The sequence below is a fragment of the Streptomyces sp. ME19-01-6 genome, from assembly GCF_033793745.1.
Lineage (GTDB): Bacteria > Actinomycetota > Actinomycetes > Streptomycetales > Streptomycetaceae > Streptomyces.
In genome coordinates, this window is record NZ_JARAXF010000022.1 from 94911 (window position 1) to 120263 (window position 25353).

General features: G+C 71.3%; 17 protein-coding genes. 10 read left to right on the forward strand and 7 right to left on the reverse strand.

All coding sequences use genetic code 11. The features are described 5' to 3' along the window. Positions 1-341 precede the first annotated feature (341 nt). Both PV419_RS36345 and PV419_RS36350 read right to left on the reverse strand, forming a co-directional pair. A complete protein-coding gene (locus tag PV419_RS36345) occupies positions 342-1001 on the reverse strand; it encodes a methylated-DNA--[protein]-cysteine S-methyltransferase (RefSeq protein ID WP_415925454.1) in 660 nt (219 codons plus the stop codon). Positions 1002-1069: 68 nt separating this feature from the next. Then, entirely contained in the window at positions 1070-1999 is a 930-nt protein-coding gene (locus PV419_RS36350; RefSeq protein ID WP_319696277.1) for a glycerophosphodiester phosphodiesterase, read from the reverse strand. Positions 2000-2245: 246 nt separating this feature from the next. Here PV419_RS36350 and uvrB point away from each other — a divergent pair, with 246 nt between their 5' ends. The 4 genes from uvrB (at position 2246) to PV419_RS36370 (ending at position 8514) form a co-directional block, all read left to right on the forward strand. Beyond that, positions 2246-4396, forward strand: a complete 2151-nt coding sequence (uvrB, locus tag PV419_RS36355) for an excinuclease ABC subunit UvrB (RefSeq protein ID WP_319696279.1) — start codon at positions 2246-2248, stop codon at positions 4394-4396. 164 nt (positions 4397-4560) lie between these two features. Further along, a complete protein-coding gene (locus PV419_RS36360) occupies positions 4561-5139 on the forward strand; it encodes a TerD family protein (RefSeq protein WP_319696281.1) in 579 nt (192 codons plus the stop codon). Between the two features lie 134 nt (positions 5140-5273). Next, positions 5274-7217, forward strand: coding sequence for a TerD family protein (locus PV419_RS36365; RefSeq protein WP_319696282.1), 1944 nt, complete (start codon positions 5274-5276; stop codon positions 7215-7217). A gap of 274 nt (positions 7218-7491) precedes the next feature. Next, on the forward strand, positions 7492-8514 hold the full coding sequence (locus PV419_RS36370) for a TerC family protein (protein WP_319696388.1): 1023 nt from the start codon (positions 7492-7494) through the stop codon (positions 8512-8514). A 105-nt stretch (positions 8515-8619) separates the two neighbouring features. Here PV419_RS36370 and PV419_RS36375 read toward each other — a convergent pair whose 3' ends face one another. The 3 genes from PV419_RS36375 to PV419_RS36385 all read right to left on the reverse strand — a co-directional run bounded on the left by PV419_RS36375 (position 8620) and on the right by PV419_RS36385 (position 11681). Next, entirely contained in the window at positions 8620-9930 is a 1311-nt protein-coding gene (locus PV419_RS36375; RefSeq protein WP_415925457.1) for an MFS transporter, read from the reverse strand. Positions 9931-10264: 334 nt separating this feature from the next. After that, the gene (locus PV419_RS36380; RefSeq protein ID WP_319696285.1) at positions 10265-10921 is read right to left on the reverse strand and encodes an MBL fold metallo-hydrolase; all 657 of its coding nucleotides are present in this window, start codon (positions 10919-10921) and stop codon (positions 10265-10267) included. Between the two features lie 4 nt (positions 10922-10925). Next, the gene (locus PV419_RS36385) at positions 10926-11681 is read right to left on the reverse strand and encodes a maleylpyruvate isomerase family mycothiol-dependent enzyme (protein WP_319696287.1); all 756 of its coding nucleotides are present in this window, start codon (positions 11679-11681) and stop codon (positions 10926-10928) included. Between the two features lie 227 nt (positions 11682-11908). On the opposite strand from PV419_RS36385, the gene uvrA reads away from it, so the two are divergent. Further along, a complete protein-coding gene (uvrA, locus tag PV419_RS36390) occupies positions 11909-14899 on the forward strand; it encodes an excinuclease ABC subunit UvrA (RefSeq protein ID WP_319696289.1) in 2991 nt (996 codons plus the stop codon). Between the two features lie 87 nt (positions 14900-14986). Here the strand turns inward: uvrA and PV419_RS36395 are convergent, their stop codons facing one another. Continuing rightward, entirely contained in the window at positions 14987-15931 is a 945-nt protein-coding gene (locus PV419_RS36395; protein WP_319696390.1) for a carbohydrate kinase, read from the reverse strand. An 83-nt stretch (positions 15932-16014) separates the two neighbouring features. Further along, complete coding sequence (locus tag PV419_RS36400) at positions 16015-17013, reverse strand: LacI family DNA-binding transcriptional regulator (RefSeq protein WP_319696291.1); 999 nt, start codon at positions 17011-17013, stop codon at positions 16015-16017. Between the two features lie 184 nt (positions 17014-17197). Between PV419_RS36400 and uvrC the strand changes: the two genes are divergently transcribed. From uvrC to PV419_RS36425, 5 genes are all read left to right on the forward strand, one after another. Then, positions 17198-19255 carry an excinuclease ABC subunit UvrC gene (gene uvrC / locus PV419_RS36405; RefSeq protein WP_319696293.1) on the forward strand — a complete coding sequence of 686 codons (2058 nt, stop codon included), beginning with the start codon at positions 17198-17200 and terminating at the stop codon, positions 19253-19255. Next, a complete protein-coding gene (rapZ, locus tag PV419_RS36410; protein WP_319696294.1) occupies positions 19252-20190 on the forward strand; it encodes an RNase adapter RapZ in 939 nt (312 codons plus the stop codon). The genes uvrC and rapZ overlap by 4 nt, the downstream gene beginning before the upstream one ends. After that, a complete protein-coding gene (locus tag PV419_RS36415) occupies positions 20187-21206 on the forward strand; it encodes a uridine diphosphate-N-acetylglucosamine-binding protein YvcK (protein ID WP_319696296.1) in 1020 nt (339 codons plus the stop codon). Before rapZ ends, PV419_RS36415 begins: the two co-directional genes overlap by 4 nt. Further along, the gene (whiA, locus tag PV419_RS36420) at positions 21197-22186 is read left to right on the forward strand and encodes a DNA-binding protein WhiA (protein ID WP_020872204.1); all 990 of its coding nucleotides are present in this window, start codon (positions 21197-21199) and stop codon (positions 22184-22186) included. Before PV419_RS36415 ends, whiA begins: the two co-directional genes overlap by 10 nt. Positions 22187-22401: 215 nt before the next feature. Then, positions 22402-25353, forward strand: coding sequence for a M14 family metallopeptidase (locus tag PV419_RS36425; protein WP_319696301.1), 2952 nt, complete (start codon positions 22402-22404; stop codon positions 25351-25353).

Below are 25353 nucleotides of genomic sequence, written 5' to 3' on the forward strand. Positions count from 1 at the left end.
CCGACGTGCGCGTCCGGGCGCGATTTCGTCGGATGTTTGGATGTCCGGATGTCCGGTAGTGGCCGCGGTCGTAAGCGGTCGTCCGCGGTTCTTCACGGTTTTTCCGGGGAGGGCCTTATCCGCTGTGGGGGGAGAGCGGTTCAGCCTTGAAGAAAGGAGCTCGTGCCGCCGTGCGCGTGGTCAGTGCGCATGGGGAGCGATCCAAAGATAGGAGTGAAACGTGTCCACGACAAGACGCTCGGAGTTTTCCGGAACAAGATATTTCCGGGGCGGCGTACGGGCCCGAAGCAGGGGGCGGAGCAGGGGTCGGATCCGGACTCGGAGCGGACTCGGAGCCGGGGTCAGAAGAGCGGCTGCGGAAGGATCCCTTCCAGGGCCAGCAGCGTGCGCTTGGTCTCCAGGCCGCCGCCGAAGCCGCCTATGCCGCCGCCGCTCTCGACGACGCGATGGCAGGGCACCACGACCGGCAGCGGATTGCTGCCCATGGCCACGCCCACCGCCCGCGCGGCGCCCGGGTCGCCGACGCGGTCGGCGAGGTCCCCATAGCCGACGACCGTGCCGTACGGGACGTGGTCGGCGAGCTCGCGCAGGACGCGGCGGTGGAAACCGGCGGTGAGGGACCAGTCCAGGGGGACGGTGAACTCGCGCAGCGCGCCGGTGAAGTAGCTCTCCAACTGGCGCACGGCCGAGCCGAGGTGAGCCAGGCGGTCCGGCGTGGTCCCGGCCCCGGAACTCGCACCGGAGGGCGCACCGGAGGCGGGGCCGGGGACCGGCTCGGGCTCCGGGGCCGTGCCGAGCCGGCCGGTGAGCCGGGAGACGGCCTTGGCCGCCGTCGCGTCGTCGGCGTGAAAGACGACCTGGGCCAGGCCCTGATCCGTCGCCGCGAGCAGCAACGGGCCGATGGGGGAGTCGAGCACGCTCCAGCACCACGCGCGAGCCTCGCGCCGCTCGGTCTGCCCGCTCTGCTCCGCAGAGATCGCCGGCCCTTCTGAGATCGTCACGGCTCCAGCCTAGGCGGGGAGACCGACAACGCCTCCCCGCGCCAGGCCGTGACCACGCCGCGGCGCCGCTACGAGACCGGCGCCGGGGCGCCCGGCACCTCGTAGCCCGCGTCCTCCAGCGCGTCGCGCACCACATCAGGGTTGTTGGTGATGATCCCGTTCACGCCCATGCGCGCGACGTCGACCGCCGTCTGCGCGTCGTTCACCGTCCAGGCGTAGACCTCGAACGGGCGGCCGTGCGCGCCGTCCACCTCGTGGACCGCGGCGACGTACTCGGCGTCGATGGTCTTGTAGCTCGGGTTGATCTGGTCGGCGAATTCCGCGTATGTCTCCAGGTCGCCGACCGCGGGCGTGCCGAGGAAGCCGGTCTTGATGTCCGGCCGCAGGTCGTGGACCTGCTTCACGGCGTCCGCGCTGAAGCTCTGGACGATCAGTTTGTGCTGGACATGGCGGCGGTCCAGCCAGCCCTCCCTGCGCAGCTCGCGCAGCGTCTGGCGCTCGATGTCCGGATACAGCTCGGGGGCCTTGAGCTCCAGGAGGAGCTTCTGGTGGTTGTGTTCCACCCGATCGAGGTAATCCTCGAGGGTCGGTACTCCCTCGCCCGCGAACTCGGGGCTGAACCAGCTGCCCGCGTCCAACTGCTGGATCTCCTCGAGGGTGAAGTCGGAGACTTTCCAGGGGGCGCGGTCCGGAAAGACGTCCTCGACGTCCGTGGTCCGGTTCAGCGTGGTGTCGTGCATGACGATCAGCTCGCCGTCCTTGGTGCGCTGGACGTCGTTCTCCACCCAGGTGATGCCGAGGTCATCCGCCGCGTCGACGGCGGCGAGCGTGTTCTCCGGGGCGTAGGCGGAGGCGCCCCGGTGGGCGACGGTGACGGTGTGGTGCGACTGGTCGTCGGCTTGATCAATGTGATCGGCCCGGGCGGCCGCCGGTGAGAGGAAGAGCGCGGACATACCGATGAGCGCGCCGGTGAGGGCGGCGGCGGGGCGGATGCGCATACGGACTCCTCGCGTCGTCTGACTCGCGTGACTCGCGGACGGGCAGAGGGTCCCAGTCGTGCCGTCCCGGAGGGTAGGTCGCGGATGGACAGAATGAAATCGCGGATGGACAGAGCGAAAGTCGGATGGACCGAGTGAAGCACGGGCCCGCCGGGTGGTCCGGCGGGGCGCGAGCGGGGTCACCCCTCCACCGCCCCGGGTTCGGCCGGTCGGCCGTTGTCAGTGGTGGGTCGTACGGTGGGTGTCATGCGGCCCGTATCTCAGATCGAACGCAAGGTGGCGCCCTTCGAGGTCGTCAGCCCGTACCAGCCCAGCGGTGACCAGCCGACGGCGATCGCCGACCTGGAGCGACGCATCCGCGCTGGTGAGAGCGATGTTGTGCTGCTCGGCGCGACCGGCACCGGAAAGTCGGCGACCACAGCGTGGATGATCGAGAAGCTCCAGCGGCCGACCCTCGTCATGGCGCCCAACAAGACCCTCGCCGCCCAGCTCGCCAATGAGTTCCGCGAGCTCCTGCCGAACAACGCGGTCGAGTACTTTGTGTCGTACTACGACTACTATCAGCCAGAGGCGTATGTCCCGCAGTCGGACACGTACATCGAGAAGGACTCCTCGATCAACGAGGAGGTCGAGCGGCTGCGCCACTCCGCGACGAACTCGCTGCTCACCCGGCGTGACGTGATCGTGGTGGCATCCGTCTCGTGCATCTACGGTCTGGGCACCCCACAGGAGTACGTGGACCGCATGGTGCCGCTGAAGATCGGCCAGGAGATCGACCGAGATCAGCTGTTGCGCCGCTTCGTCGACATCCAGTACACGCGCAACGACATGGCGTTCACCCGCGGCACCTTCCGGGTCCGCGGCGACACCATCGAGATCTTCCCGGTCTACGAGGAGCTCGCCGTCCGGATCGAGATGTTCGGCGACGAGATCGAGGCGCTGTCCACGCTCCACCCCCTCACCGGCGAGGTCATCAGCGACGACCAGGAGCTGTATGTGTTCCCGGCCTCCCACTATGTGGCCGGGCCCGAGCGCATGGAGAAGGCCATCGCCGGGATCGAGGCCGAGCTGGAGCAGACCCTGGCCCGGCTGGAGAAGCAGGGCAAGCTGCTGGAGGCCCAGCGGCTGCGGATGCGGACGACGTACGACATCGAGATGATGCGCCAGATCGGCACCTGTTCCGGCATCGAGAACTACTCCCTGCATATCGACGGCCGCGAGACCGGATCCCCGCCGCACACCCTGCTGGACTACTTCCCGGAGGACTTCCTCCTGGTCATCGACGAGTCCCATGTCACCGTCCCGCAGATCGGCGCGATGTACGAGGGCGACGCCTCCCGTAAGCGGACGCTGATCGAGCACGGCTTCCGGCTGCCCTCCGCTCTCGACAACCGCCCGCTGAAGTGGGAGGAGTTCCTGAAGCGCACCGGCCAGACCGTCTATCTCTCCGCGACCCCCGGCCCGTACGAGCTCTCGCGCGGTGACGGCTTCGTGGAGCAGATCATCCGTCCGACCGGCCTGGTCGACCCCGAGGTCGTCGTCAAGCCCACCGAGGGGCAGATCGACGACCTGATCCACGAGATCCGCACGCGCACGGAGAAGGACGAGCGCGTTCTGGTCACCACCCTCACCAAGAAGATGGCCGAGGACCTCACCGACTACATGCTCGAGCTGGGCATCCAGGTCCGCTATCTGCACAGCGACGTGGACACCCTGCGCCGCGTGGAGCTGCTGCGCGAGCTGCGCGCGGGCGAGTACGACGTCCTGGTCGGCATCAACCTGCTGCGCGAGGGCCTGGACCTGCCGGAGGTCTCGCTGGTCGCGATCCTCGACGCCGACAAGGAGGGCTTCCTGCGCTCCGGTACTTCGCTGATCCAGACCATCGGCCGCGCCGCCCGTAACGTCTCCGGTCAGGTGCATATGTACGCCGACAAGGTCACTCCGGCGATGGAGAAGGCCATCGAGGAGACCAACCGGCGCCGGGAGAAGCAGATCGCCTTCAACAAGGCCAACGGGATCGACCCGCAGCCGCTCCGCAAGAAGATCGGCGACATCGTGGCGACCATCGCCCGCGAGGAGATCGACACCAAGGAGCTGCTGGGCACCGGCTTCCGCAAGACCGACGGCAAGGGCGCGGCCAAGGGGCAGGCGAAGGCCCCGGTGCCCGCCCTGGCCGGGCAGCGGGCGGGAAACGCCGGCAAGGCTGCGAAGGGCGCCAAGGACGGGCAGCTGACGGACCGTCCGGCCGCCGAACTCGCCGAGCTGATCGAGGAGATGACCGACCGGATGCGGGCGGCGGCCGCCGAGCTGCAGTTCGAGGTCGCGGCGCGGCTGCGCGACGAGGTGGGGGAGTTGAAGAAAGAGCTGCGCCAGATGAGGGAGGCCGGGCTGTCCTGACCCCTGTGGCGTGCCGCCCTCGGTCCGTGCCGCCCGGTGTGTTGCAAGACCGACACAAAAGCCGGTGGGGGCGGTTGGGGGGCTTGTCCCAGTGCATAGGGTTCAAGCAGGCCGTGCGGACCGGGCGGCCGCGGGGAATCGAGAAACGAGAGTAGGGACAGCGCGTGACGGTCAACATGTCCAAGGGACAGGCCATCAGTCTGCAGAAGGCCGACGGGGGCACCCTGACCGCGGTGCGGATGGGGCTTGGCTGGCAGGCGGCTCCCCGCCGCGGGCTGTTCGGCTCCCGCACGCGGGAGATCGACCTCGACGCCTCGGCTGTCCTGTTCGCCGACAAGCAGCCGGTGGACGTCGTCTTCTTCCGCCACCTGGTCAGCGACGACGGCTCGGTGCGCCACACGGGTGACAACCTGGTGGGCGGCGCCGGCCAGGGCGGCGACGACGAGGCCATCCTGGTCGACCTGCAGCGGGTGCCGGTGCACATCGACCAGATCATCTTCACGGTTAACTCCTTCACCGGCCAGACCTTCGCCGAGGTGCAGAACGCGTTCTGCCGGCTGGTCGACGAGACCAATGGTCAGGAGCTGGCCCGCTACACCCTCACCGGCGGCGGGCAGTACACCGCGCAGATCATGGCCAAGGTGAACCGCGCCGGCTCCGGCTGGGAGATGAAGGCCGTCGGCGAGCCGGCCAACGGCCGCACCTTCCAGGACCTGATGCCGCACATCCTGCCGCACCTGTGAGCAGCTGAACCCGTCGGCCCGGTGGGCGCATCCGCCCACCGGGCCGATGTGCTCCCGGCACCACAAGCACGTATCGCACGTACAAGCACTTATCGCACAGTCAACACAGCGAAACACAACGAGGGGACGCACCCATGACGGCCGAGCTGGTCCGAGGGCAGAACCACGCACTGCCCCAGACCCGTTTGGAGATCCGGGTCTCGGCGGGCCATCCGATCGTGGCCGGGGTGACGCTCGGCGACGAGCAGGGCACGGTACGGGGGACCGAGTGGGTCGCGCACCCCGCCACGCCGCAGCTCCCGGGCATCGATGTGCCCAAGCAGGCCGCGGCGGACCACCGGCTCGCCGTGGACCTCGGCGCGGTGCCCGAGGCCGCCCACCGGGTCAATGTGTTGCTGGCCCTGCCGACGGGCGTCGGCGGCCCCACGCGTTTCGGCGTCATGCCGGCGCCGTTCGTCGCCGTCACCGGCCTCGACGGCACCGAGGTCGCCAGCTACACCATCACCGACCTGGACTCGGAGTCCGCGGTGGTCGCCCTGGAGCTGTACCGCAGGCAGGGCGCCTGGAAGGTGCGCGCCGTCGGCCAGGGATACGCGGGCGGGCTGGCCGCGATGCTGCAGGACCAGGGGTTGCCGGAGGCCGTCGAGCTCGCCGCGCGGATCAATGACGCGGTCGCCCAGGGCATGGCCCGGTCCGTCGCCCAGCCGCCACCCCGCCCGGAGGGTGAGGGACGGGTGCGTACGGCCACGGCCGGCGGCAGCGGCCCTGCGGGCGAGCCCGCCGCCGCGCCCCAGCAGACCCCCGCGGGCACCGCCGCCGGGGGCGCGCCCGGTTCGGGCGGGCCGGGTTCGGGCGGGCCGGTCAATTACCAGCACCCCGGCCGCCGTACGTCCGCGCCGCCCACGCCCCCTCCGGCCGCCCCGCCCGCCCAGCCGGGGCGGCCCGCCCAGCCCGTCGCGGGCGACGCCTCCGGCTGGACCATGGACGAGCGGCTCTACAACCAGGTCTGGGGCATGTTCGAGGACCTGGCCCGGACGACCGCGGCCTACCGCAGCGCCGTCGACTTCGCCGACTCCCGCATGGAGAAGGAGCTGGACGGGGTCCTCTCCGACCCGCGCACCCGCTTCGGCCCGGCCGCCGACTCGGCCCGCGCGGAGGCCCGTACCAAGCACACCGCCCTGGTCGAGCAGGCCCGCGCGGTTCTCGACCGGGACCTGGCCCAGCTCGCCGCCGAGGCCGAGGTCGTCGAGCCCGCGCTGCCCCCGGCGTTCGCGCGCTGGGACAGCCCGGTCTGGCAGGGCTACCAGGTGCCCATGGAGATCCCCATGGCGCTGCGCCTGGGCGAGCTGCACCTCCCGGAGAGCCGGGATCTGCGCATACCGATGCTGGTGCGGCTGCCGCTGGAGCGCGGGCTGTGGATCGACAGCGGGCGGGACGCCCTGTCCGACGCGGCGATGGTGGACTCCGGGGAACTGCGCCGGCTGGCCGCGGACACGGCGGTCGCGCACGCCGCGCGGCTGCTGGCGGTCTATCCGGCGGGTGAGTTCACGGTGCATGTGATCGACCCGGCCGGGTCGGCCGCCGGGTCCCTCGCCCCGCTGCTGCGCTCCGGCGTGCTGCGCGAGCCGCCCGCGTCCGGCGCCCAGGGGGTGAGCGCGATGCTCGCCGGTCTGACGCGCCGGGTCGACCTGGTGCAGATGGCGGTCCGCAGCGGCGCCACGGACGCGCTGCCGCCCGACCTGGACGTCGCCGAACAGCTGCTGATCGTCAATGACTTCCCGCACGGCTTCGACGACCGGGCCGTCACCCAGCTGCGCTATCTCGCGGACGAGGGGCCCTCGGTGGGCGTGCACCTGATGATGGTGGCCGACCGGCAGGACGCCCAGGCCTACGGCCCGGTGCTGGGCCCGCTGTGGCGCTCGCTGCTGCGGGTCACCCCGGTCCCGGACGACCACCTGGCCGATCCCTGGGTGGGCCACGCCTGGACGTACGAGCCGTCGCTGGTGCCGGCCGGCAGCCAGGTGGTGGAGCAGGTGCTGGCGCAGGTGATGAGGGCCCGGCAGGCGTACGGACAGTGAACGCCCGATTACGCTGACGCCCTGTCAATACTTGGTAAAGGGGATCTGACCAGCCAATTTACCTTTCTCTTTACTCTTCCTTGGTAATTCCTGTACTCTTCTTGGTGCGGAGGGGAGTACTCCTGTCGCGGCGTTCCCGTCAATACGGATCGCGTCCGGTGCCTGGTCGGGCCGGATGCGAACCCGGGGCGTCGGCCCGTGGTGCGAGCCCGGGCGGAAGAGACCTCCGGCAGCGACGACGCTGAACATTGCCGTACGAATGCCGGAGGAACTGTTGGACGTCTCCTGGTCCCTGTGGGTGCTGACCATTGTCGGTCTGTGCGCCCTTATCGCCGTCGACTTCTTCATCGGCGGCCGCAAACCGCATGAGGTCTCGCTCAAGGAAGCGGGGATCTGGACCGCGGTCTGGATCGCCCTCGCCGGGCTGTTCGGGCTCGGGCTGCTGGTCTTCGCGGGCGGTCAGCCCTCGGGCGAGTTCTTCGCCGGGTTCATCACCGAGAAGTCGCTGAGCGTCGACAACCTCTTCGTCTTTGTGCTGATCATGGCGAAGTTCGCGGTGCCGACGATCTACCAGCAGCGGGTGCTGATGGTGGGCGTGCTCATCGCGCTGGTGCTGCGGGCGATCTTCATCGCCGCGGGCGCCGCCATCATCACGACCTTCTCCTGGGTCTTCTACCTCTTCGGCGCGTTCCTCATCTGGACCGCGTGGAAGCTGATCCAGGAGGCGCGGGCCGACGAGGAGGAAGAGGAGTTCGAGGAGAACCGCCTGCTGAAGTCGGTCGAGAAGCGCTTCCCGTCCACCGACAAGTACCACGGCACCAAGCTGTTCATCGTCGAGAACGGCAAGCGCCTGATGACCCCGATGCTCATCGTCATGCTGGCGATCGGCACCACGGACGTCCTGTTCGCGCTCGACTCGATACCCGCGATCTTCGGTCTCACCCAGGACCCGTACATCGTCTTCACGGCCAACGCGTTCGCGCTGATGGGCCTGCGTCAGCTGTACTTCCTGATCGGCGGGCTGCTGAAGAAGCTGGTCCACCTGTCGTACGGGCTGTCGGTGATCCTCGGCTTCATCGGCGTGAAGCTGGTGCTCCACGCGCTGCACGAGTCCGGGGTGCATGTCCCCGAGATCAGCATCCCGGTCTCGCTCGGGGTCATCTGCGCGGTGCTCGTCATCACCACGGTCACCAGCCTCTACGCCTCGAAGAAACAGGCCGAGCGGGAGCGGGCGGCCGAGGAGCAGACCGAGGAGGCCGCGACAGCGGAGCGCGACAGCGTCGACGTCCGGCCCTGACCACAGCGACAGCCTCGACGTAACGACCAGACCAGGGAGCCGGCGGCCGCACCCGCCGGCTCCCGTCCAGACTCGCCCCGGGCTGCCCTGATCCCGGAGCGGGCCCTAGACCGCCGCCTCCCCGGCCTCCATCGGCCGCGGGAGGGGGCGGTCCGTGCCGTTTGCCGGTCGGGTCGGCCGGGTCTCCGGCAGCAGCGCGAAGCAGCCCAGGCTGAGCAGCGCGATGCCGGTCAGATACGCGGCGACGCCCCACGGTGGACCGTCGCCGCGCGACAGGGCGGTCGCCACGAGTGGGGTGAGGCCGCCGCCGAGCACGCCCCCGAGGTTGTAGCCGAGCGCCGCGCCCGTGCAGCGCACCCGCGGCTCATACAGCTCGGGCAGATAGGCCGCCGTGACGGCGAGCATCGCGACGAAGGCCAGCAGCGAGCCCAGGAAGCCGAGGAACATCAGCGGGGCCCGTCCGGTGCCCACCAGCGCCACCATCGGGAACGTCCACAGCACCGTGCCGGCGCAGCCCGCCAGGCACATGGTCCGCCGCCCGAAGCGGTCGCCGAGATGCGCGGCCAGGGGCGTCACCGCGCCCTTGACCGCCACCGCCGCCATGACACAGCCGAGCATGACCGAGCGGTCCGCTCCCAGCCGCTCCGTCCCGTACGCGAGGGACCAGGTCGTCACGGTGTAGAAGACCGCGTAGCCCACGGCGAGGCCGCCCGCGGTGAGCAGCACCAGCCGCCAGTGGTCGCGCACCACCTCGGTGAGCGGCGCGGCGGCGCGCTCGTCGCGCTCGGCCAGCTCCCGGAACCGCGGCGATTCGGCGAGCTGGGCGCGCAGCAGCAGCCCGGCCGCCACCAGCACGGCCGCCGCCCAGAACGGCACCCGCCAGCCCCAGGACCGGAAATCGGCCTCGCTCAGCGTCGCAGACAGGGCCAGCATGACGCCGTTGGCGAGCAGGAATCCGACGGCCGGGCCGATCTGCGGAAAGCCCGCCCACAGCCCGCGCCGCCGCTCGGGCGCGTGCTCGGCGGTCAGCAGCACCGCGCCGCCCCACTCGCCGCCGAGCCCGAGCCCTTGCACAAAGCGCAGCGTCAGCAGCAGCACGGGGGCCGCGACGCCGATCGAGTCATACGTGGGCACAAAGCCGACCGCGACCGTCGCGACCCCGGTGAGCAGCAGCGAGAAGAGAAGGACCGGCCGTCTTCCGTAACGGTCGCCGAGGGGGCCGAAGAGCGCTGAGCCCAGAGGCCGGGAGAGAAAGCCGACGGCGAAGGTGCCGAAGGCGGCGAGGGTCCCGGCGAGCGGGGAGACGGTGGGGAAGAAGAGCGGGCCGAGGACGAGGGCGGCCGCGGTGCCGTAGACGAAGAAGTCGTAGAACTCGATGGCGGTGCCGGCCAGGGACGCGGTGGCGAGCCGGACCATGGACGGGGAGCGGTCGTCGTGCATGAAGCGCCAACCGCCGCCGTGCGCCCGCGGTTACGGGGCGTGCGGCGGGTGCGAGGGCGCGCGGCGTGCGGGCGCGGCGCGCACCCTCCCACGCGTCGCGCGCGCCGCTCTCACACCTCACCGCGCGCCTGCCCTGCGTCGTTCACCGCGCGCAGGGCCGCATGTCGCGGCTGGTTGGTCAGGCCGCCGGGCGCGTCGGGCCCGGCCCGCAGTCGCCCGGCCGCGCAACCCGGCGGGGGTCGGCGGCGACCCTGGCGCCGCCGCGGCAGCGGGCCGAAGCCGCTGTCGAGTGGGCCGGGAGGGTCCGCGCTCACCAGCCTCGCTCGCGCCACTCGCCCAGGTGCGGGCGCTCCGCGCCGAGGGTGGTGTCGTCGCCGTGGCCGGGGTACACCCAGGTCTCGTCCGGCAGTCGGTCGAAGAGCTTGGTCTCGACGTCGCTGATGAGGCTCTCGAACGCCTTCCGGTCCTTCCAGGTGTTGCCGATCCCGCCAGGAAAGAGGCAGTCGCCGGTGAACACATGCGGGTGGCCGTGCGGGTCGTCGTAGACCAGGGCGATGCTGCCCGGCGTGTGCCCCACCAGGTGGCGGGCGGTGAGCTCGACCCGGCCGACGCGCAGCGTGTCCCCGTCCTCGACCGGTACGTCGGTGGGGACCGGGATGCCCTCGGCGTCGTAGCGGCCCGCGTAGGTGCGGGCCCCGGTGGCCTCCACCACCTCGCGCAGCGCGCCCCAGTGGTCGTGGTGGCGGTGGGTGGTGACGACGGACGCGATACCGCTGCTCCCGATGAACGAGAGCAGGGTGTGCGGCTCGGCGGCGGCGTCGATGAGCAGCTGCTCGTCGGTGGCGCGGCAGCGCAGCAGATAGGCGTTGTTGTTCATCGGGCCGACGGCGACCTTCGAGATCATGAGATCGGTCAGTTCGTGCACGTCCGCCGGTCCGCCGACCTTCACCGCTCCGCTGTACGTCATGGCCTCAGCCTAGCGGCGGGAGGGCGGGCAGGGGGGCGTCCGGGCAGGACAGGTCCGCCCCGTCCGCGCGCCCGGTCAGCCACCCCAACAGGGCGGCGGGGGAGCCCTCGACGGTCAGCCGCGGCTCTCCCTGGGCCACCGCTGGGAGGTGCTCCCCGTTCCCGCCCGCCCGGCCGGTGTGCCGGACCCCGGCGGCGCCGGCACGCGACACCAGCCGCAGCGGGGGGACGCCGGAGTGGCCCGCGAACCTCTCGGTGAGGAAGTCGAGCTCCTCCTCGACGAACGCGGCGGGCAGGTCCGCCAGGGTGTAGCCGACCCCGAGGTCGACATGGTGCAGCTCGACCTCGACCAGCCTGCGGAAGGGCAGCCGGCCGGCCTGCTCGACGACGCCGCGCCGCATGGTGACTTCGTACGACCAGCGGTCAGCGGGGAGCGCCGCGGCCGCCGCGTTGAAGCGGAAGGCGCTGGTGCGCAGATCGTCGAGGTGGACGGGCAGCGGGCGGGTCGCCGCGTCCTCGATCTCGCTGTCGCGCGCGTCCTCGCTCGGGTACATGGGGGTCGGGTCCCCGGTGCGCGCCCATGTGAGGAGATTCACCAGGGCGTCCGCGTTGCGCGCCAGATGCGCCAGCACATGGCCCCGGGTCCAGCCGGGGAGCAGCGAGGGCTCGCTCACGGCCGTCTCGTTGAGCCGGGACACCGAAGTCATCAGCCGGTCGGTCGCGCCCCGCACCGCGGCGGCGTCCCGTGCGTAGTCGGTCATGTTCCGACCGTAGTGCGCACCACACCTTCGGGTGAAGCTGTCGTCCTTGGTCCGCAAATCGAATGTGCGTGCTATAGGCTCGTGTGCTGCATCCTTAAGACAACGCCGCAGCGCCCCCTACCCTGGGTCGGGGGGCTTCGCCTCGCTCCGGTTCTGCACACCGGCAGAGCCCCCACGGAAGCGGGGCCCGCGGACCCCCACCTCTCTCAAGAAAGGTGCCGACCGGCGTGGCCGACCGTCTCATCGTCCGTGGCGCTCGCGAGCACAATCTCAAGAACGTCTCGCTCGACCTCCCTCGCGACTCCCTCATCGTCTTCACCGGGCTCTCCGGGTCGGGCAAGTCGTCCCTCGCGTTCGACACGATCTTCGCGGAGGGCCAGCGCCGTTACGTCGAGTCCCTCTCCTCGTACGCCCGCCAGTTCCTGGGGCAGATGGACAAGCCCGACGTGGACTTCATCGAGGGCCTGTCCCCGGCGGTGTCCATCGACCAGAAGTCCACCTCGCGGAACCCCCGCTCGACGGTCGGCACCATCACGGAGGTCTACGACTACCTCCGGCTGCTGTTCGCCAGGATCGGCAAGCCGCACTGCCCCGAGTGCGGCCGACCGATCGCCCGTCAGTCGCCGCAGGCGATCGTCGACCGGGTGCTGGAGCTGCCCGAGGGCAGCCGCTTCCAGGTGCTGTCCCCGCTGGTGCGCGAGCGCAAGGGGGAGTTCGTCGACCTCTTCGCCGACCTGCAGACCAAGGGCTACAGCCGGGCCCGGGTGGACGGCACGACCATCCAGCTGACCGACCCGCCGAAGCTGAAGAAGCAGGAGAAGCACACCATCGAGGTGGTCGTCGACCGCCTCACGGTCAAGGACAGTGCCAAGCGGCGGCTGACCGACTCCGTGGAGACCGCGCTCGGGCTCTCCGGCGGCATGGTGATCCTCGACTTCGTCGACCTCGACGAGGACGACCCGCAGCGCGAGCGGATGTTCTCCGAGCACCTCTACTGCCCGTACGACGACCTGTCCTTCGAGGAGCTGGAGCCGCGCTCCTTCTCCTTCAACTCGCCCTTCGGCGCCTGCCCGGAGTGCACCGGCATCGGCACCCGCATGGAGGTCGACCCCGAGCTGATCATCCCGGACGAGGAGAAGTCGCTCGACGAGGGCGCCATCCACCCCTGGTCCCACGGCCACACCAAGGACTACTTCGCCCGGCTGTACGGCGGGCTCGCCGAGGCCCTCGGCTTCCGTACGGACATCCCCTGGGCCGGCCTCCCGCAGCGCGCCAAGAAGGCCCTGCTCAACGGGCACAAGACGCAGATCGAGGTCCGCTACCGCAACCGCTACGGGCGGGAGCGCGCCTACGTCACGGCCTTCGAGGGGGCGGTGCCCTTCGTCCGGCGGCGGTACACGGAGGCGGAGAGCGACTCCAGCCGTGAGCGCTTCGAGGGCTATATGCGCGAGGTGCCCTGCCCCACCTGCCAGGGCACCCGGCTCAAGCCGCTCATCCTGGCGGTCACGGTGGAGGACCGCTCCATCGCGGAGGTCTCCGCGATGTCGATCAGCGAGTGCGCCGAGTTCCTGCGCGGGATGAAGCTGAGCGCCCGCGACAAGGCCATCGCCCAGCGGGTCCTGAAGGAGGTCAACGAGCGGCTGCGGTTCCTGGTCGACGTCGGCCTGGACTACCTCTCGCTCAACCGCGCGGCGGGCACGCTCTCCGGCGGCGAGGCGCAGCGCATCCGGCTGGCCACCCAGATCGGCTCCGGCCTGGTGGGCGTGTTGTACGTGCTGGACGAGCCGTCGATCGGACTGCACCAGCGCGACAACCACCGGCTGATCGAGACGCTGGTACGGCTGCGCGACCTCGGCAACACCCTGATCGTCGTCGAGCACGACGAGGACACCATCAAGACCTCGGACTGGGTGGTGGACATCGGCCCGGGCGCGGGCGAGCACGGCGGCAAGGTCGTCCACAGCGGGCCGCTCAAGGAGCTGCTGGCCAACGAGGACTCGATGACCGGGCAGTATCTGGCCGGGAAGAAGTCCATCGAGCTGCCGGGGATGCGCCGGCCCATGGACCCGGAGCGGCAGCTGACGGTGCACGGCGCCCGGGAGAACAACCTCCAGGACATCGATGTGTCCTTCCCGCTCGGTGTGCTCACCGCCGTCACCGGCGTCTCCGGGTCGGGTAAGTCCACCCTGGTCAACGACATCCTGTACACCCACCTGGCGCGCGAGCTGAACGGGGCGCGGGCCGTCCCGGGCCGGCACACCCGGGTCGCCGGCGACGACCTCGTCGACAAGGTGGTGCACGTCGACCAGTCGCCCATCGGCCGTACCCCGCGCTCGAACCCGGCGACGTACACCGGCGTCTTCGACCATGTGCGCAAGCTGTTCGCGGAGACGATGGAGGCCAAGGTCCGCGGGTACCTGCCCGGGCGCTTCTCCTTCAACGTCAAGGGCGGCCGCTGCGAGAACTGCTCCGGCGACGGCACCATCAAGATCGAGATGAACTTCCTGCCGGATGTGTATGTGCCGTGCGAGGTCTGCCACGGTGCGCGCTACAACCGGGAGACACTGGAGGTGCACTACAAGGGCAAGTCCATCGCCGAGGTGCTGGACATGCCCATCGAGGAGGCGCTCGACTTCTTCGAGGCGGTGCCGACCATCGCCCGCCATCTGCGCACGCTCAACGAGGTCGGGCTCGGGTACGTCCGGCTCGGGCAGTCCGCGCCGACCCTCTCCGGTGGCGAGGCGCAGCGCGTCAAGCTCGCGAGCGAGCTGCAGAAGCGGTCGACGGGGCGCACGGTCTACGTCCTCGACGAGCCCACGACCGGGCTTCACTTCGAGGACATCAGCAAGCTGATCAAGGTGCTGTCCGGACTGGTCGACAAGGGCAACACGGTGATCGTCATCGAGCACAACCTCGATGTGATCAAGACGGCCGACTGGGTCGTGGACATGGGCCCGGAGGGCGGCAGCGGTGGCGGTCTGGTCGTCGCCGAGGGCACCCCGGAGCAGGTGGCCTCGGTCCCGGCCAGCCACACCGGCAAGTTCCTCAGGGAGATGCTGGGGGACCTGGTGAGCGACGCGGTGGCGCCGGTCGGGCGGAAGACCGTGAAGAAGGCCCCCGCGAAGGCTCCGGCCAAGAAGGTGGCCGCCAAGAAGACCGCGGTCAAGAAGGTCGCGGTGAAGGCGACGGTCCCCGGACGGCGCACGGCGGCGAAGTAGCGCGCGCCGGAGTCACGCGCCACCGGTACGCACCGGAGTGTGCCGCGCCCCCGCCGGGCGCGGCACACTCCGCTGTGAGACCGGGGGTCAGAGCTCGGCCGCGTAGGGCGGCTGGGCGCCCGCCCGGGAGCAGGTGACCGCGGCGGCCCGCGCCGCGAAGCCGAGCACATCCCGCCAGGCCGCCTCGTCCAGCTTCGCCACCGCGTCCGCCGACAGCGCCTCATGGGCCATCAGACGGTGCAGCAGCGCGGCGTTCACCGTATCGCCCGCCCCGATGGTGTCCACGACCTCGACCTGTACCCCGGGGACGGCGCAGCCGCCCCCGCCCCGGGTGAGGACGCTGACGCCGTCCCGGCCGTGGGTGAGGACGACGGCCGCCGGGCCGGCCGCCAGCCACTCCCGGGCGGCCGCCGCCGGGTCCTGGCCGTCGGCCAGCCAGGCGGCGTCCTCCATCGACAGCTTGAGCAGCCCGACATGCGGCAGCCAGCCGCGGAACCGGGCCCGGTAGGCGTCGGCGTCGGGGATCAGGCCGGTGCGGATGTTGGGGTCGAGCGTGGTGAAGACGCCCCGCGCCGCCTCCCGCCTCAGCAGCGCCTCGTACGCGCTCGCGCCCGGCTCCAGCACCAGCGAGCAGGTGCCGAAGGACACCGCCGCGACCGAGTCGGGAAGGGCCGCGGGCAGCTCGAAGAGACGGTCCGCGCTGCCCTCGACGTAGAAGCCGTAGCCCGCCGAGCCGTCGGCGGCTATCGACGCGACCGCCAGCGTGGTGGGCTCGGCGCCGCGCTGCACCAGCGCGGTGTCCACGCCGTCCGCGCGCAACCCCGCCATCAGTGCCTCGCCGAAGCCGTCGGACGAGATCCGGGAACAGAAGGCGGTCGGCGAGCCCATCCGGCCCAGCGCCACCGCCGTGTTGTACGGGCCGCCGCCGCGCCGCGGCAGCAGCGCCGGCAGGGCCGGGTCCGCCGCGGGGCCGGCCGCTGCCGGGCGGTCGGGCACCAGGTCGATGAGGGCTTCTCCGGCGACGACGATCACGAGGCGGTTCCTCACGTTGTTGGTGGGTGGGGTCCCGGGGCCTGCTGCTGCTCGTCGGCCGGCGGACGGCCCCGCCAGGCGCTTCACTCCTTGCAGCCGCATGAGGTGCGGTGCACGAAGGTGCAGGGCAGCCGGACGGTCTGCGGCGCCCGGGAGGGATCCGCCAGCCGGTCGAGCAGCAGCCTGACCGCGGTGGCGCCGATCCGGCGGCTGGGCTGCGAGATCGCGGTGAGCCGGGGCGAGAACACATCGGCCCAGGAGAAGTCGTCGAAGCAGACCAGCGCGATGTCGTCCGGCACGCCGAGGCCCGCCTCGCGCAGGGCGCGCAGCGCGCCGATGGTCATCGCGTTGTTCGCGGTGACGATCGCGGTGGGTGGCCGGGCGGCCGCCAGCAGCCGGTGGGTGGCGTCTCGCGCGCCCCCCGCCGCGGAGTCGCCACTGGCCAGCAGCTCGGAGCCGAACGGCAGCCCCCGCCGGCGCAGCCCGGCCCGGTAGCCGGCGATCCGCTCGGCGGTGGTGCTCAGCCCCGGCGCGCCCGCGACCAGGCCGATGCGGGTGTGGCCGAGGTCGGCTAGGTGGAGGACGAGCTGTTCGACGTGGCGGGTGTTCTCCGCGCACACCTGGTCGTGGGCGTCTGTGACCAGCCGGTCGAGAAAGACGGCGGGGACCTGGTGGCGGGTCAGATAGTCGAGCATCGCGCCGGGCTCCGCGGAGGCGGCGACGATCACTCCGTCCACCCGCCGCTCGTGGAGGAGCTGGACGGCCTTGCGCTCCTGCCCGGGGTCGTCGTGCGGGTCCGCGACGAGCAGGCCGTAGCCATGCTCCAGGGCGCCGGCCTCGACGCCCTGGAGGATCTCGGTGAAGTACGGATTGCTGATCGCCGAGACCGCCAGGCCGATCGAGCGGGTGCGCGCGGTGACCAGGGAGCGGGCGAGCGTGTTGTGGGTGTAGCCCAGGGCGTCGATGGCGTCAAGCACGGCCCGGCGGGTGTCCGGGAGCACCGGGCGGGTCTCGTTGAGCACATGCGAAACGGTGGCCACGGACACGCCCGCGCGCCGGGCCACATCGGCCATGGTCGCCACGTGCGGCTCTCCCCCTTCTCAGGGCTCGGTTCGCGTTGAGCAGCGGTTCGAGGCAGGAACGTACCTCATCCGAGGCGACGCGTAAACGCTTGCGCAAGCGTTTACGCGCCCCGGCCGACATCGCATGCGGCGCACGCGGCCCGACCGCTCCGGACTGTCACTCCCCGCCAGTAGGGTGGTGACCATGGCCGACCCGAGCAGCTACCGCCCCAAGCCGGGACAGATCCCCGACTCGCCGGGGGTCTACAAGTTCCGAGACGAGCACGGCCGGGTGATCTACGTCGGAAAGGCGAAGAGTCTGCGCCCGCGGCTCTCCTCGTACTTCCAGGACCTGGCGAACCTCCACCCGCGCACCCGCACCATGGTGACCACGGCCGCTGCCGTGGAGTGGACCGTGGTGAGCACCGAGGTCGAGGCGCTGCAGCTCGAGTACTCCTGGATCAAGGAGTTCGATCCTCGATTCAACGTCAAGTACCGCGACGACAAGAGCTATCCCTCCCTCGCCGTCACGCTGAACGAGGAATTCCCCCGGGTCCAGGTCATGCGCGGCCCCAAGAAGAAGGGCGTGCGCTACTTCGGCCCGTACGGCCACGCCTGGGCCATCCGCGAGACGGTCGACCTGATGCTGCGGGTCTTTCCGGTGCGGACCTGCTCGGCCGGGGTGTTCAAGCGCTCGGCCCAGATCGGCCGCCCCTGCCTGCTCGGCTACATCGGCAAGTGCTCCGCCCCCTGCGTGAGCCGGGTGACAGCCGAGGAGCACCGGCGGCTGGCCGAGGAGTTCTGCGACTTCATGGCCGGGCGCACCGGCACCTACCTGCGCCGCCTGGAGCAGCAGATGCAGGAGGCCGCCGAGGAGATGGAGTACGAGAGGGCGGCCCGGCTCCGTGACGACATCGGGGCGCTCAAGCGCGCCATGGAGAAGAACGCGGTCGTGCTCGCCGACGCCACCGACGCCGACCTGATAGCGATCGCTGAGGACGAGCTGGAAGCCGCGGTCCAGATCTTCCATGTGCGTGGCGGCCGGGTCCGCGGCCAGCGCGGCTGGGTCACCGACAAGGTGGAGGCCGTCGACACCGCCGGGCTGGTCGAGCACGCGCTGCAGCAGCTGTACGGGGAGGAGAAGGGCGACGCGGTCCCCAAGGAGGTCCTGGTCCCCGCCCTGCCCGAGCCCGCCGAGCCGGTCGCCCAGTGGCTGGGCGACCGCCGCGGCTCCCGGGTCGATCTGCGCATCCCGCAGCGCGGCGACAAGAAGGACCTGATGGCGACCGTCGCGCGCAACGCCCAGCAGGCGCTGGCGCTGCACAAGACCAAGCGCGCCTCCGATCTGACCACGCGCTCGCGCGCCCTGGAGGAGATCGCCGAGGCCCTGGAGCTGGACTCGGCCCCGCTGCGCATCGAGTGTTTCGACATCTCGCATCTGCAGGGCGAGGACGTGGTGGCGTCCATGGTGGTCTTCGAGGACGGCCTGGCGCGCAAGAGCGAGTACCGCCGCTTTCAGATCAAGAGCTTCGCGGGCCAGGACGACGTCCGGGCCATGCACGAGGTCGTCGGCCGCCGGTTCCGCCGTTATCTGCAGGAGAAGACGGACACCGGCGAGTGGGGCCCGCCGCCCGAGGACGACGCGGAGCGCTCCACCGAGCCCGCGGAGCACCCGGAGCCCGCCGCGCCCGCCGGGCCCGTCGACGAGAGCGGCAAGCCGAAGCGATTCGCCTACCCGCCGCAGCTCGTCGTCGTGGACGGTGGCCGGCCACAGGTCGCCGCGGCCAAGCGGGCGCTGGACGAGCTCGGGATCGACGACGTGGCGGTCTGCGGCCTCGCCAAGCGGCTGGAGGAGGTCTGGCTGCCCGACGACGAGGACCCGGTGGTGCTGCCGCGCAGCAGCGAGGGGCTCTATCTGCTGCAGCGCGTGCGCGATGAGGCGCACCGCTTCGCCATCACCTACCAGCGCGGCAAGCGGGCCAAGTCGATGAAGGCCGGCCCGCTGGACACCGTGCCCGGGCTCGGTGAGAGCCGTCGGCAGGCGCTCCTGAAGCACTTCGGCTCACTCAAGCGGCTGCGCGCCGCGACGGTCGAGCAGATATGCGAGGTGCCGGGGGTGGGCCGCAAGACGGCCGAGACGGTTGCCGCCGCCCTCGCCACGGCGGCCCCGGCCGCCCCGGCGGTGAACACCGCCACAGGAGAGATCATTGAGGATGAGACCGCGAGCGCGGTGTCGTCATCGACGCGGGGGACGGACAGATGAACGAGCATGAGAAGCATGGAGACGGAGCGCAGGTGAATACGGGCACCCCGGGAGACGCCGCCGCCGAGACGACGGCCATCCCCGAGCTGGTGATCATCTCCGGCATGTCGGGGGCGGGTCGCAGCACGGCCGCCAAGTGTCTGGAGGACCTCGGTTGGTTCGTGGTGGACAATCTGCCGCCCGCGCTGATCCCCACCATGGTGGACCTCGGCGCCCGCTCGCAGGGCAATGTGGCCCGCATCGCGGTGGTCGTCGACGTCCGCGGCCGTCGCTTCTTCGACAACCTGCGCGAGTCCCTGGCGGACCTGGCCGCCAAGAACGTCAAGCGCCGCGTCCTCTTCCTGGAGGCGTCCGACGAGGCCCTGGTGCGCCGCTTCGAGTCGGTGCGCCGCCCGCACCCGCTCCAGGGCGACGGCCGGATCGTGGACGGCATCGCGGCCGAGCGGGACCTGTTGCGCGAGCTGCGCGGCGACGCCGACCTGGTGATCGACACCTCCAGCCTCAATGTGCACGAGCTGCGCGCCAAGATGGACGCCCAGTTCGCCGGCGAGGAGGAGCCGGAGCTGCGCGCCACCGTCATGTCCTTCGGCTACAAGTACGGCCTGCCGGTCGACGCCGACCTGGTGGTGGACTGCCGCTTCCTGCCGAACCCGCACTGGGTCCCGGAGCTGCGCCCCTTCACCGGCCTCAACGAGGAGGTCGCCGGGTATGTCTTCAACCAGCCCGGCGCCAAGGAGTTCCTCGACCGCTATGCCGAGCTGCTGCAGCTGATCGCGGCCGGCTACCGCCGCGAGGGCAAGCGCTATGTGACCATCGCCGTCGGCTGTACCGGCGGCAAGCACCGCAGCGTCGCGATGTCCGAGCGGCTCGCCGCCCGGCTCGCCGCCGAGGGAGTGGAGACCGTCATCGTCCACCGTGACATGGGGCGCGAGTGACGATCCGGACCAGACGGCTGCGGCGGCTGGTCGGATCCCGTACCAGCAAGGGAGCGCAGCCCAAGGTGGTCGCGCTCGGCGGCGGGATGGGACTGTCCGCCTCGCTCGCCGCCCTGCGCCGGATCACCGGCGATCTGACCGCGGTCGTCACCGTCGCCGACGACGGGGGCTCCAGCGGGCGGCTGCGCGACGAGCTCGGCGTGCTGCCGCCCGGCGATCTGCGCAAGGCGCTGGCCGCGCTGTGCGGCGACGACGAGTGGGGCCAGACCTGGGCCCGGGTCATCCAGCACCGCTTCGCCAGCGAGGGCGAGCTGCACGGCCACGCGGTCGGCAATCTCCTGATCGTCGCCCTCTGGGAGCAGCTGGGGGACCACGTCAAGGCCCTGGATCTGGTCGGCAAGCTGCTGGGCGCGCACGGCCGGGTGCTGCCCATGTCGGCGGTCCCGCTGGAGCTCCAGGCGTTCGTCCGCGGCCATGACCCGGGCCGCCCGGACGAGGTCACCACGGTGCGCGGGCAGGCCACCGTCGCGCTCACCCCCGGCGAGGTGCAGTCGGTCCACCTGGTGCCGGGCGGCCCGCCGGCCGTCCCCGAGGCCGTGGAGGCGGTGCTGGACGCCGACTGGGTGGTGCTCGGCCCCGGCTCCTGGTTCTCCTCCGTGATCCCGCATCTGCTGGTCCCCGAGCTGCTGGAGGCGCTCACCGACACCAAGGCCCGCAGGGTCCTGTCGCTGAACCTGGCCCCCCAGCCCGGCGAAACCGATGGCTTCTCCCCGCAGCGTCATTTGGAGGTTTTGGCCCGACACGCCCCTAAACTCGCCTTCGACGTGGTGCTGGCCGACCAGGCCGCCGTCCCCGACCAGGGCAGTCTGTGCGACGCCGCGAAGCGGCTGGGCGGCACGGTCGAGCTCGCGCCGGTGGCCAGGCCCGACGGCTCCCCGAAACACGACCCGGAGCTTTTGGCGGCCGCGTACGACCGTATTTTTCGGATGCATGGAAGGATCGGCCCATGGCGATGACGGCAGCGGTGAAGGACGAAATCTCCCGGCTCCCCGTCACCCGCACCTGCTGCCGGAAAGCGGAGGTCTCGGCGATCCTGCGGTTCGCGGGCGGGCTGCACCTGGTCAGCGGACGCATCGTGATCGAGGCGGAGCTGGATACGGGCATCGCGGCCCGAAGAGTGCGCAAAGACATCCTGGAGATCTTCGGGCACTCCTCCGACCTGGTGGTGATGGCCCCCGGCGGGCTGCGCCGCGGCAGCCGCTATGTGGTGCGGGTGGTGGCGGGCGGTGACCAGCTGGCCCGGCAGACCGGGCTGGTCGACGGCCGCGGCCGGCCGATCCGCGGGCTGCCGCCGCAGGTCGTCTCGGGTGCCACCTGTGACGCCGAGGCCGCCTGGCGCGGGGCCTTCCTCGCCCACGGCTCGCTCACCGAGCCCGGCCGCTCCTCCTCGCTGGAGGTGACCTGCCCCGGCCCCGAGGCCGCGCTCGCGCTGGTCGGCGCGGCGCGCCGGCTGCAGATCGCCGCCAAGGCGCGGGAGGTGCGCGGGGTTGACCGCGTTGTCGTCCGTGACGGTGATGCCATTGGCGCGCTGTTGACGCGGCTCGGAGCCCATGAGTCGGTGCTCGCGTGGGAGGAGCGCCGGATGCGCCGCGAGGTGCGGGCCACCGCCAACCGGCTGGCCAACTTCGACGACGCCAATCTGCGCCGCTCGGCCCGGGCCGCCGTCGCCGCCGGGGCCCGGGTGCAGCGCGCGCTGGAGATCCTGGGCGACGAGGTGCCCGAGCACCTGGCCGCGGCCGGCCGGCTGCGCATGGAGCACAAGCAGGCGTCCCTGGAGGAGTTGGGCGCGCTCGCCGACCCGCCGCTGACCAAGGACGCCGTCGCGGGCCGCATCCGCCGCCTGCTGGCCATGGCCGACAAGCGTGCCCAGGACCTCGGGATCCCCGGCACCGAGTCCAGCCTGACCGAGGAGATGGCCGACGGCATGGTCGGCTGAGAGCGCTCCGGCCGGGCGACCGGCCGACCGTACGACAGACCTTTCCGCCCCCGGCTTCCGCGGCGAAGCCGGGGGCGTATCGCTGCCCTTTCACGCCGTATGACGGCCTTGTGGCGCTATTGACATGATCATGCGGCGTGACAAGTCTTGTGCGCCTGCGCACCGATGCGACATCCGCACCGACGTGACGGATGACAGGGGAGCCAGGGGGGCTCATGAGAAGACGCAAGGCGAGATCGATTTCCGCGGTGACAGCGGCCGCTTCGCTGCTGCTGGGAGGGGTGGCCGCGACCTCCGCGGCGCAGGCCCGGCCGGGGCCTCGGGTTGCCGACGAGGGACTGTCCGTATGGACCGCCCAGGTCACCCGGGCCCAGGTGCCGCTGCTGCTGAAGGCGGGAGCCGACGGGCACGAACTGGGCGAGCGGCTGCCGGAGAAGGGGACCGGGCGGGTCGAGCTGTACCTCACCGGCAAGCAGGCGGCCGCGCTGCGCGGCCAGGGCGTCCGTCTCGCCCGCAAGGAGATCTCCAAGAAGGCCCTGAACCGGGTCAAGGCCGCGGGCGACGGCGTCTTCCGCCCGTACAGCGGCGAGGGCGGCCTCGAGCAGGAGATCGTCGAGACCGGCCAGGCGCACCCGGGGCTCACCAAGGTCGTCAGCATCGGCAAGACCGTGCGCGGCAAGGACATCCTCGCTCTCAAGGTCAGCAAGGGCGCCGACCGGGCCCCCGACGGCAAGAAGCCCTCGGTGCTCTACATGTCGAACCAGCACGCCCGCGAGTGGATCACCCCGGAGATGACCCGGCGGCTGATGCACTACTACCTGGACAACTACGGCAAGGACGATCGCGTCACCAGGATCGTGGACCGTACGGAGCTGTGGTTCGTCCTCTCCGCCAACCCGGACGGCTACGACTTCACCCACCAGAGCCCCGACAACCGGCAGTGGCGCAAGAACCTGCGCGACAACGACGGCGACGGCAAGATCGCCGCGGGCGACGGCGTCGACCTCAACCGCAACTTCCCCTACAAGTGGGGCTACGACAACGAGGGTTCGTCCCCCGACCCGGCCGAGGAGGTCTACCGGGGCCCGGGCCCCGCCTCCGAGCCGGAGACCAAGGCGCTGGACGCCTTCGAGAAGCGCATCGGCTTCGAGTACGGCATCAACTACCACTCGGCCGCCGAACTGCTGCTCTACGGTGTCGGCTGGCAGGTCGCCACCCCCACCCCCGACGACATCCTCTACAAGTCCCTCGCCGGCACCCCGGAGAAGTCCGCGATCCCCGGCTACCACCCGCAGGTCTCCTCCGAGCTCTACATCACCAACGGCGAGGCCGACGGCCACGCCGCCAACGTCAACGGGATGATGATGTTCACCCCGGAGATGTCGACCTGTCAGACGGCCTCCGGCATCGACCCCGACGACCCCTGGCTGCCCGGCGACTGCGAGTCCGTCTTCACCTTCCCGGACGACGAGAAGCTCATCCAGGAGGAGTTCGCCAAGAACGTCCCGTTCGCGCTCGCCGTCGCCGAGACCGCCGAACACCCCGACCGGCCCAACTCCCCGGTCGGCATCGACGCCCCCGACTTCACCCCGGACGCCTTCACCACCTCCTACGCCCGGGGCGGCGGCCAGGAGGTCTCGGTGACGGCCCGCAAGAGCGTGCGCGGCAAGAAGCTCAACTACCGCGTCGACGGCGGCCGCACCCGCACCGCGCCGCTCAAGCGCTGGAAGGGCGGCGAGACCTATGGCGGCGAGGACAACATCCACTTCGACCAGTACCGCGCCACGGCCAAGGGCGCGGACGTCGGCGACAAGGTGAAGGTCTGGTTCACCGGCCGCACCCACAAGGGCGAGCCGACCGCGAGCAGGCCCTTCACCTACCGCGTCGCCGAACGGCCGCGCGCCGACACCCTGGTGATCGCCGACGAGGGCGGCACCACCGCGGCCCGGCACACCGCCGTGTACACCAAGGCGCTCGCCGCGGGCGGCCGCAGGTCCGCCGTGTGGGACGTGGCCACCCAGGGCGCGCCGCACGCCCTGGGAGTGCTGAGCCACTTCAAGACCGTGTACTGGTACACCGGCGCCCAGCGGCCCGGCGGCGCGACCCTGCTCGCGGTGCGCGACTTCCTCAACGAGGGCGGCAAGCTCATCACCAGCGGCGAGCGGGCGGGCGGCAGCTCCGAGGTCGGCCCGGCCGACACCGACGACTTCAGCCAGTACTACCTCGGCGCCGACCGCCGCTTGTCGCTCGCGTCCCCGCCGGGCTACCGCGGCGGCGGCGCCCTCGCGGGCACCGGCGCCACCCTCGCCGACGCCGCGGACAACCCCCTGGACGCGGCGGGCGGATACACCGTCACCTCCGACGCGCTGCCGCCGGAGCGGTTCCCGCAGTTCCGCAGCGCGGCCGCGGGCGACTACCCCGGCGTGCGCACGCCCTTCCAGCCGTACGACGGCGACTGGATGGCGGCGGCGCTGCACCGCGACCGCTCCTGGATGCGGCTGTCCCGCACCGTCGACCTGACCGGGGACACCGCGGCCGACGAGCCGAGCCTGCGGTTCCGGCTCAGCTATGACACCGAACCCGGGTACGACTATGCGATCGTCGAGGCGCACACCGTGGGCCAGGACGACTGGACCACCCTGCCCGATGCCAACGGCGGCACCTCCACCACCGCCCCGGACGACTGCTATCTGACCCTGCACCCGTTCCTGGCGCATTACCTGACCCGCGGCACGGACGCCTGTGAGGCGGGCGGGACCACGGGCGACTGGAACGCCTTCAACGGCTCCTCGGAGGGCTGGCGGCCCGTCTCCGTGGACCTGAGCGACTACGCGGGCAAGAAGGTCGAGCTGTCCGTCTCGTATGTGACCGACTCCGGCACGGGCGGGCTCGGCGTCCTGACCGACGGCACGTCGCTCGTCGTCGGCGGCGCCGAGCGGGACCAAGAGGGCTTCGAGACCGCGCTCGGCCCCTGGGCGACGCCCGGCGCGCCGGCCGGCAGCCCGGCGAACTCCGCCGACTGGACACGGTCGCGGGAGCTGTTCCACACCGCGGCCGCGGTCACGACCCGGGACACCGTGCTCTTCGGCTTCGGCCTGGAGCACGTCCCGGCCGCCTCCGAACGGGCGCGGCTCGTCGGGGCCGCGCTGCGTGCGCTGCGCCGTTGA

Bases quoted from the DNA above. Each gene is read 5' to 3' on its own strand.
- PV419_RS36350 (WP_319696277.1), bottom strand. From the start codon at position 1,999: ATGCGCATCCGCCCCGCCGCCGCCCTCACCGGCGCGCTCATCGGTATG.
- uvrB (WP_319696279.1), top strand. From the start codon at position 2,246: ATGCGGCCCGTATCTCAGATCGAACGCAAGGTGGCGCCCTTCGAGGTC.
- PV419_RS36365 (WP_319696282.1), top strand. From the start codon at position 5,274: ATGACGGCCGAGCTGGTCCGAGGGCAGAACCACGCACTGCCCCAGACC.
- PV419_RS36375 (WP_415925457.1), bottom strand. From the start codon at position 9,930: ATGGTCCGGCTCGCCACCGCGTCCCTGGCCGGCACCGCCATCGAGTTC.
- PV419_RS36380 (WP_319696285.1), bottom strand. From the start codon at position 10,921: ATGACGTACAGCGGAGCGGTGAAGGTCGGCGGACCGGCGGACGTGCAC.
- PV419_RS36385 (WP_319696287.1), bottom strand. From the start codon at position 11,681: ATGACCGACTACGCACGGGACGCCGCCGCGGTGCGGGGCGCGACCGAC.
- uvrC (WP_319696293.1), top strand. From the start codon at position 17,198: ATGGCCGACCCGAGCAGCTACCGCCCCAAGCCGGGACAGATCCCCGAC.
- rapZ (WP_319696294.1), top strand. From the start codon at position 19,252: ATGAACGAGCATGAGAAGCATGGAGACGGAGCGCAGGTGAATACGGGC.
- whiA (WP_020872204.1), top strand. From the start codon at position 21,197: ATGGCGATGACGGCAGCGGTGAAGGACGAAATCTCCCGGCTCCCCGTC.
- PV419_RS36425 (WP_319696301.1), top strand. From the start codon at position 22,402: ATGAGAAGACGCAAGGCGAGATCGATTTCCGCGGTGACAGCGGCCGCT.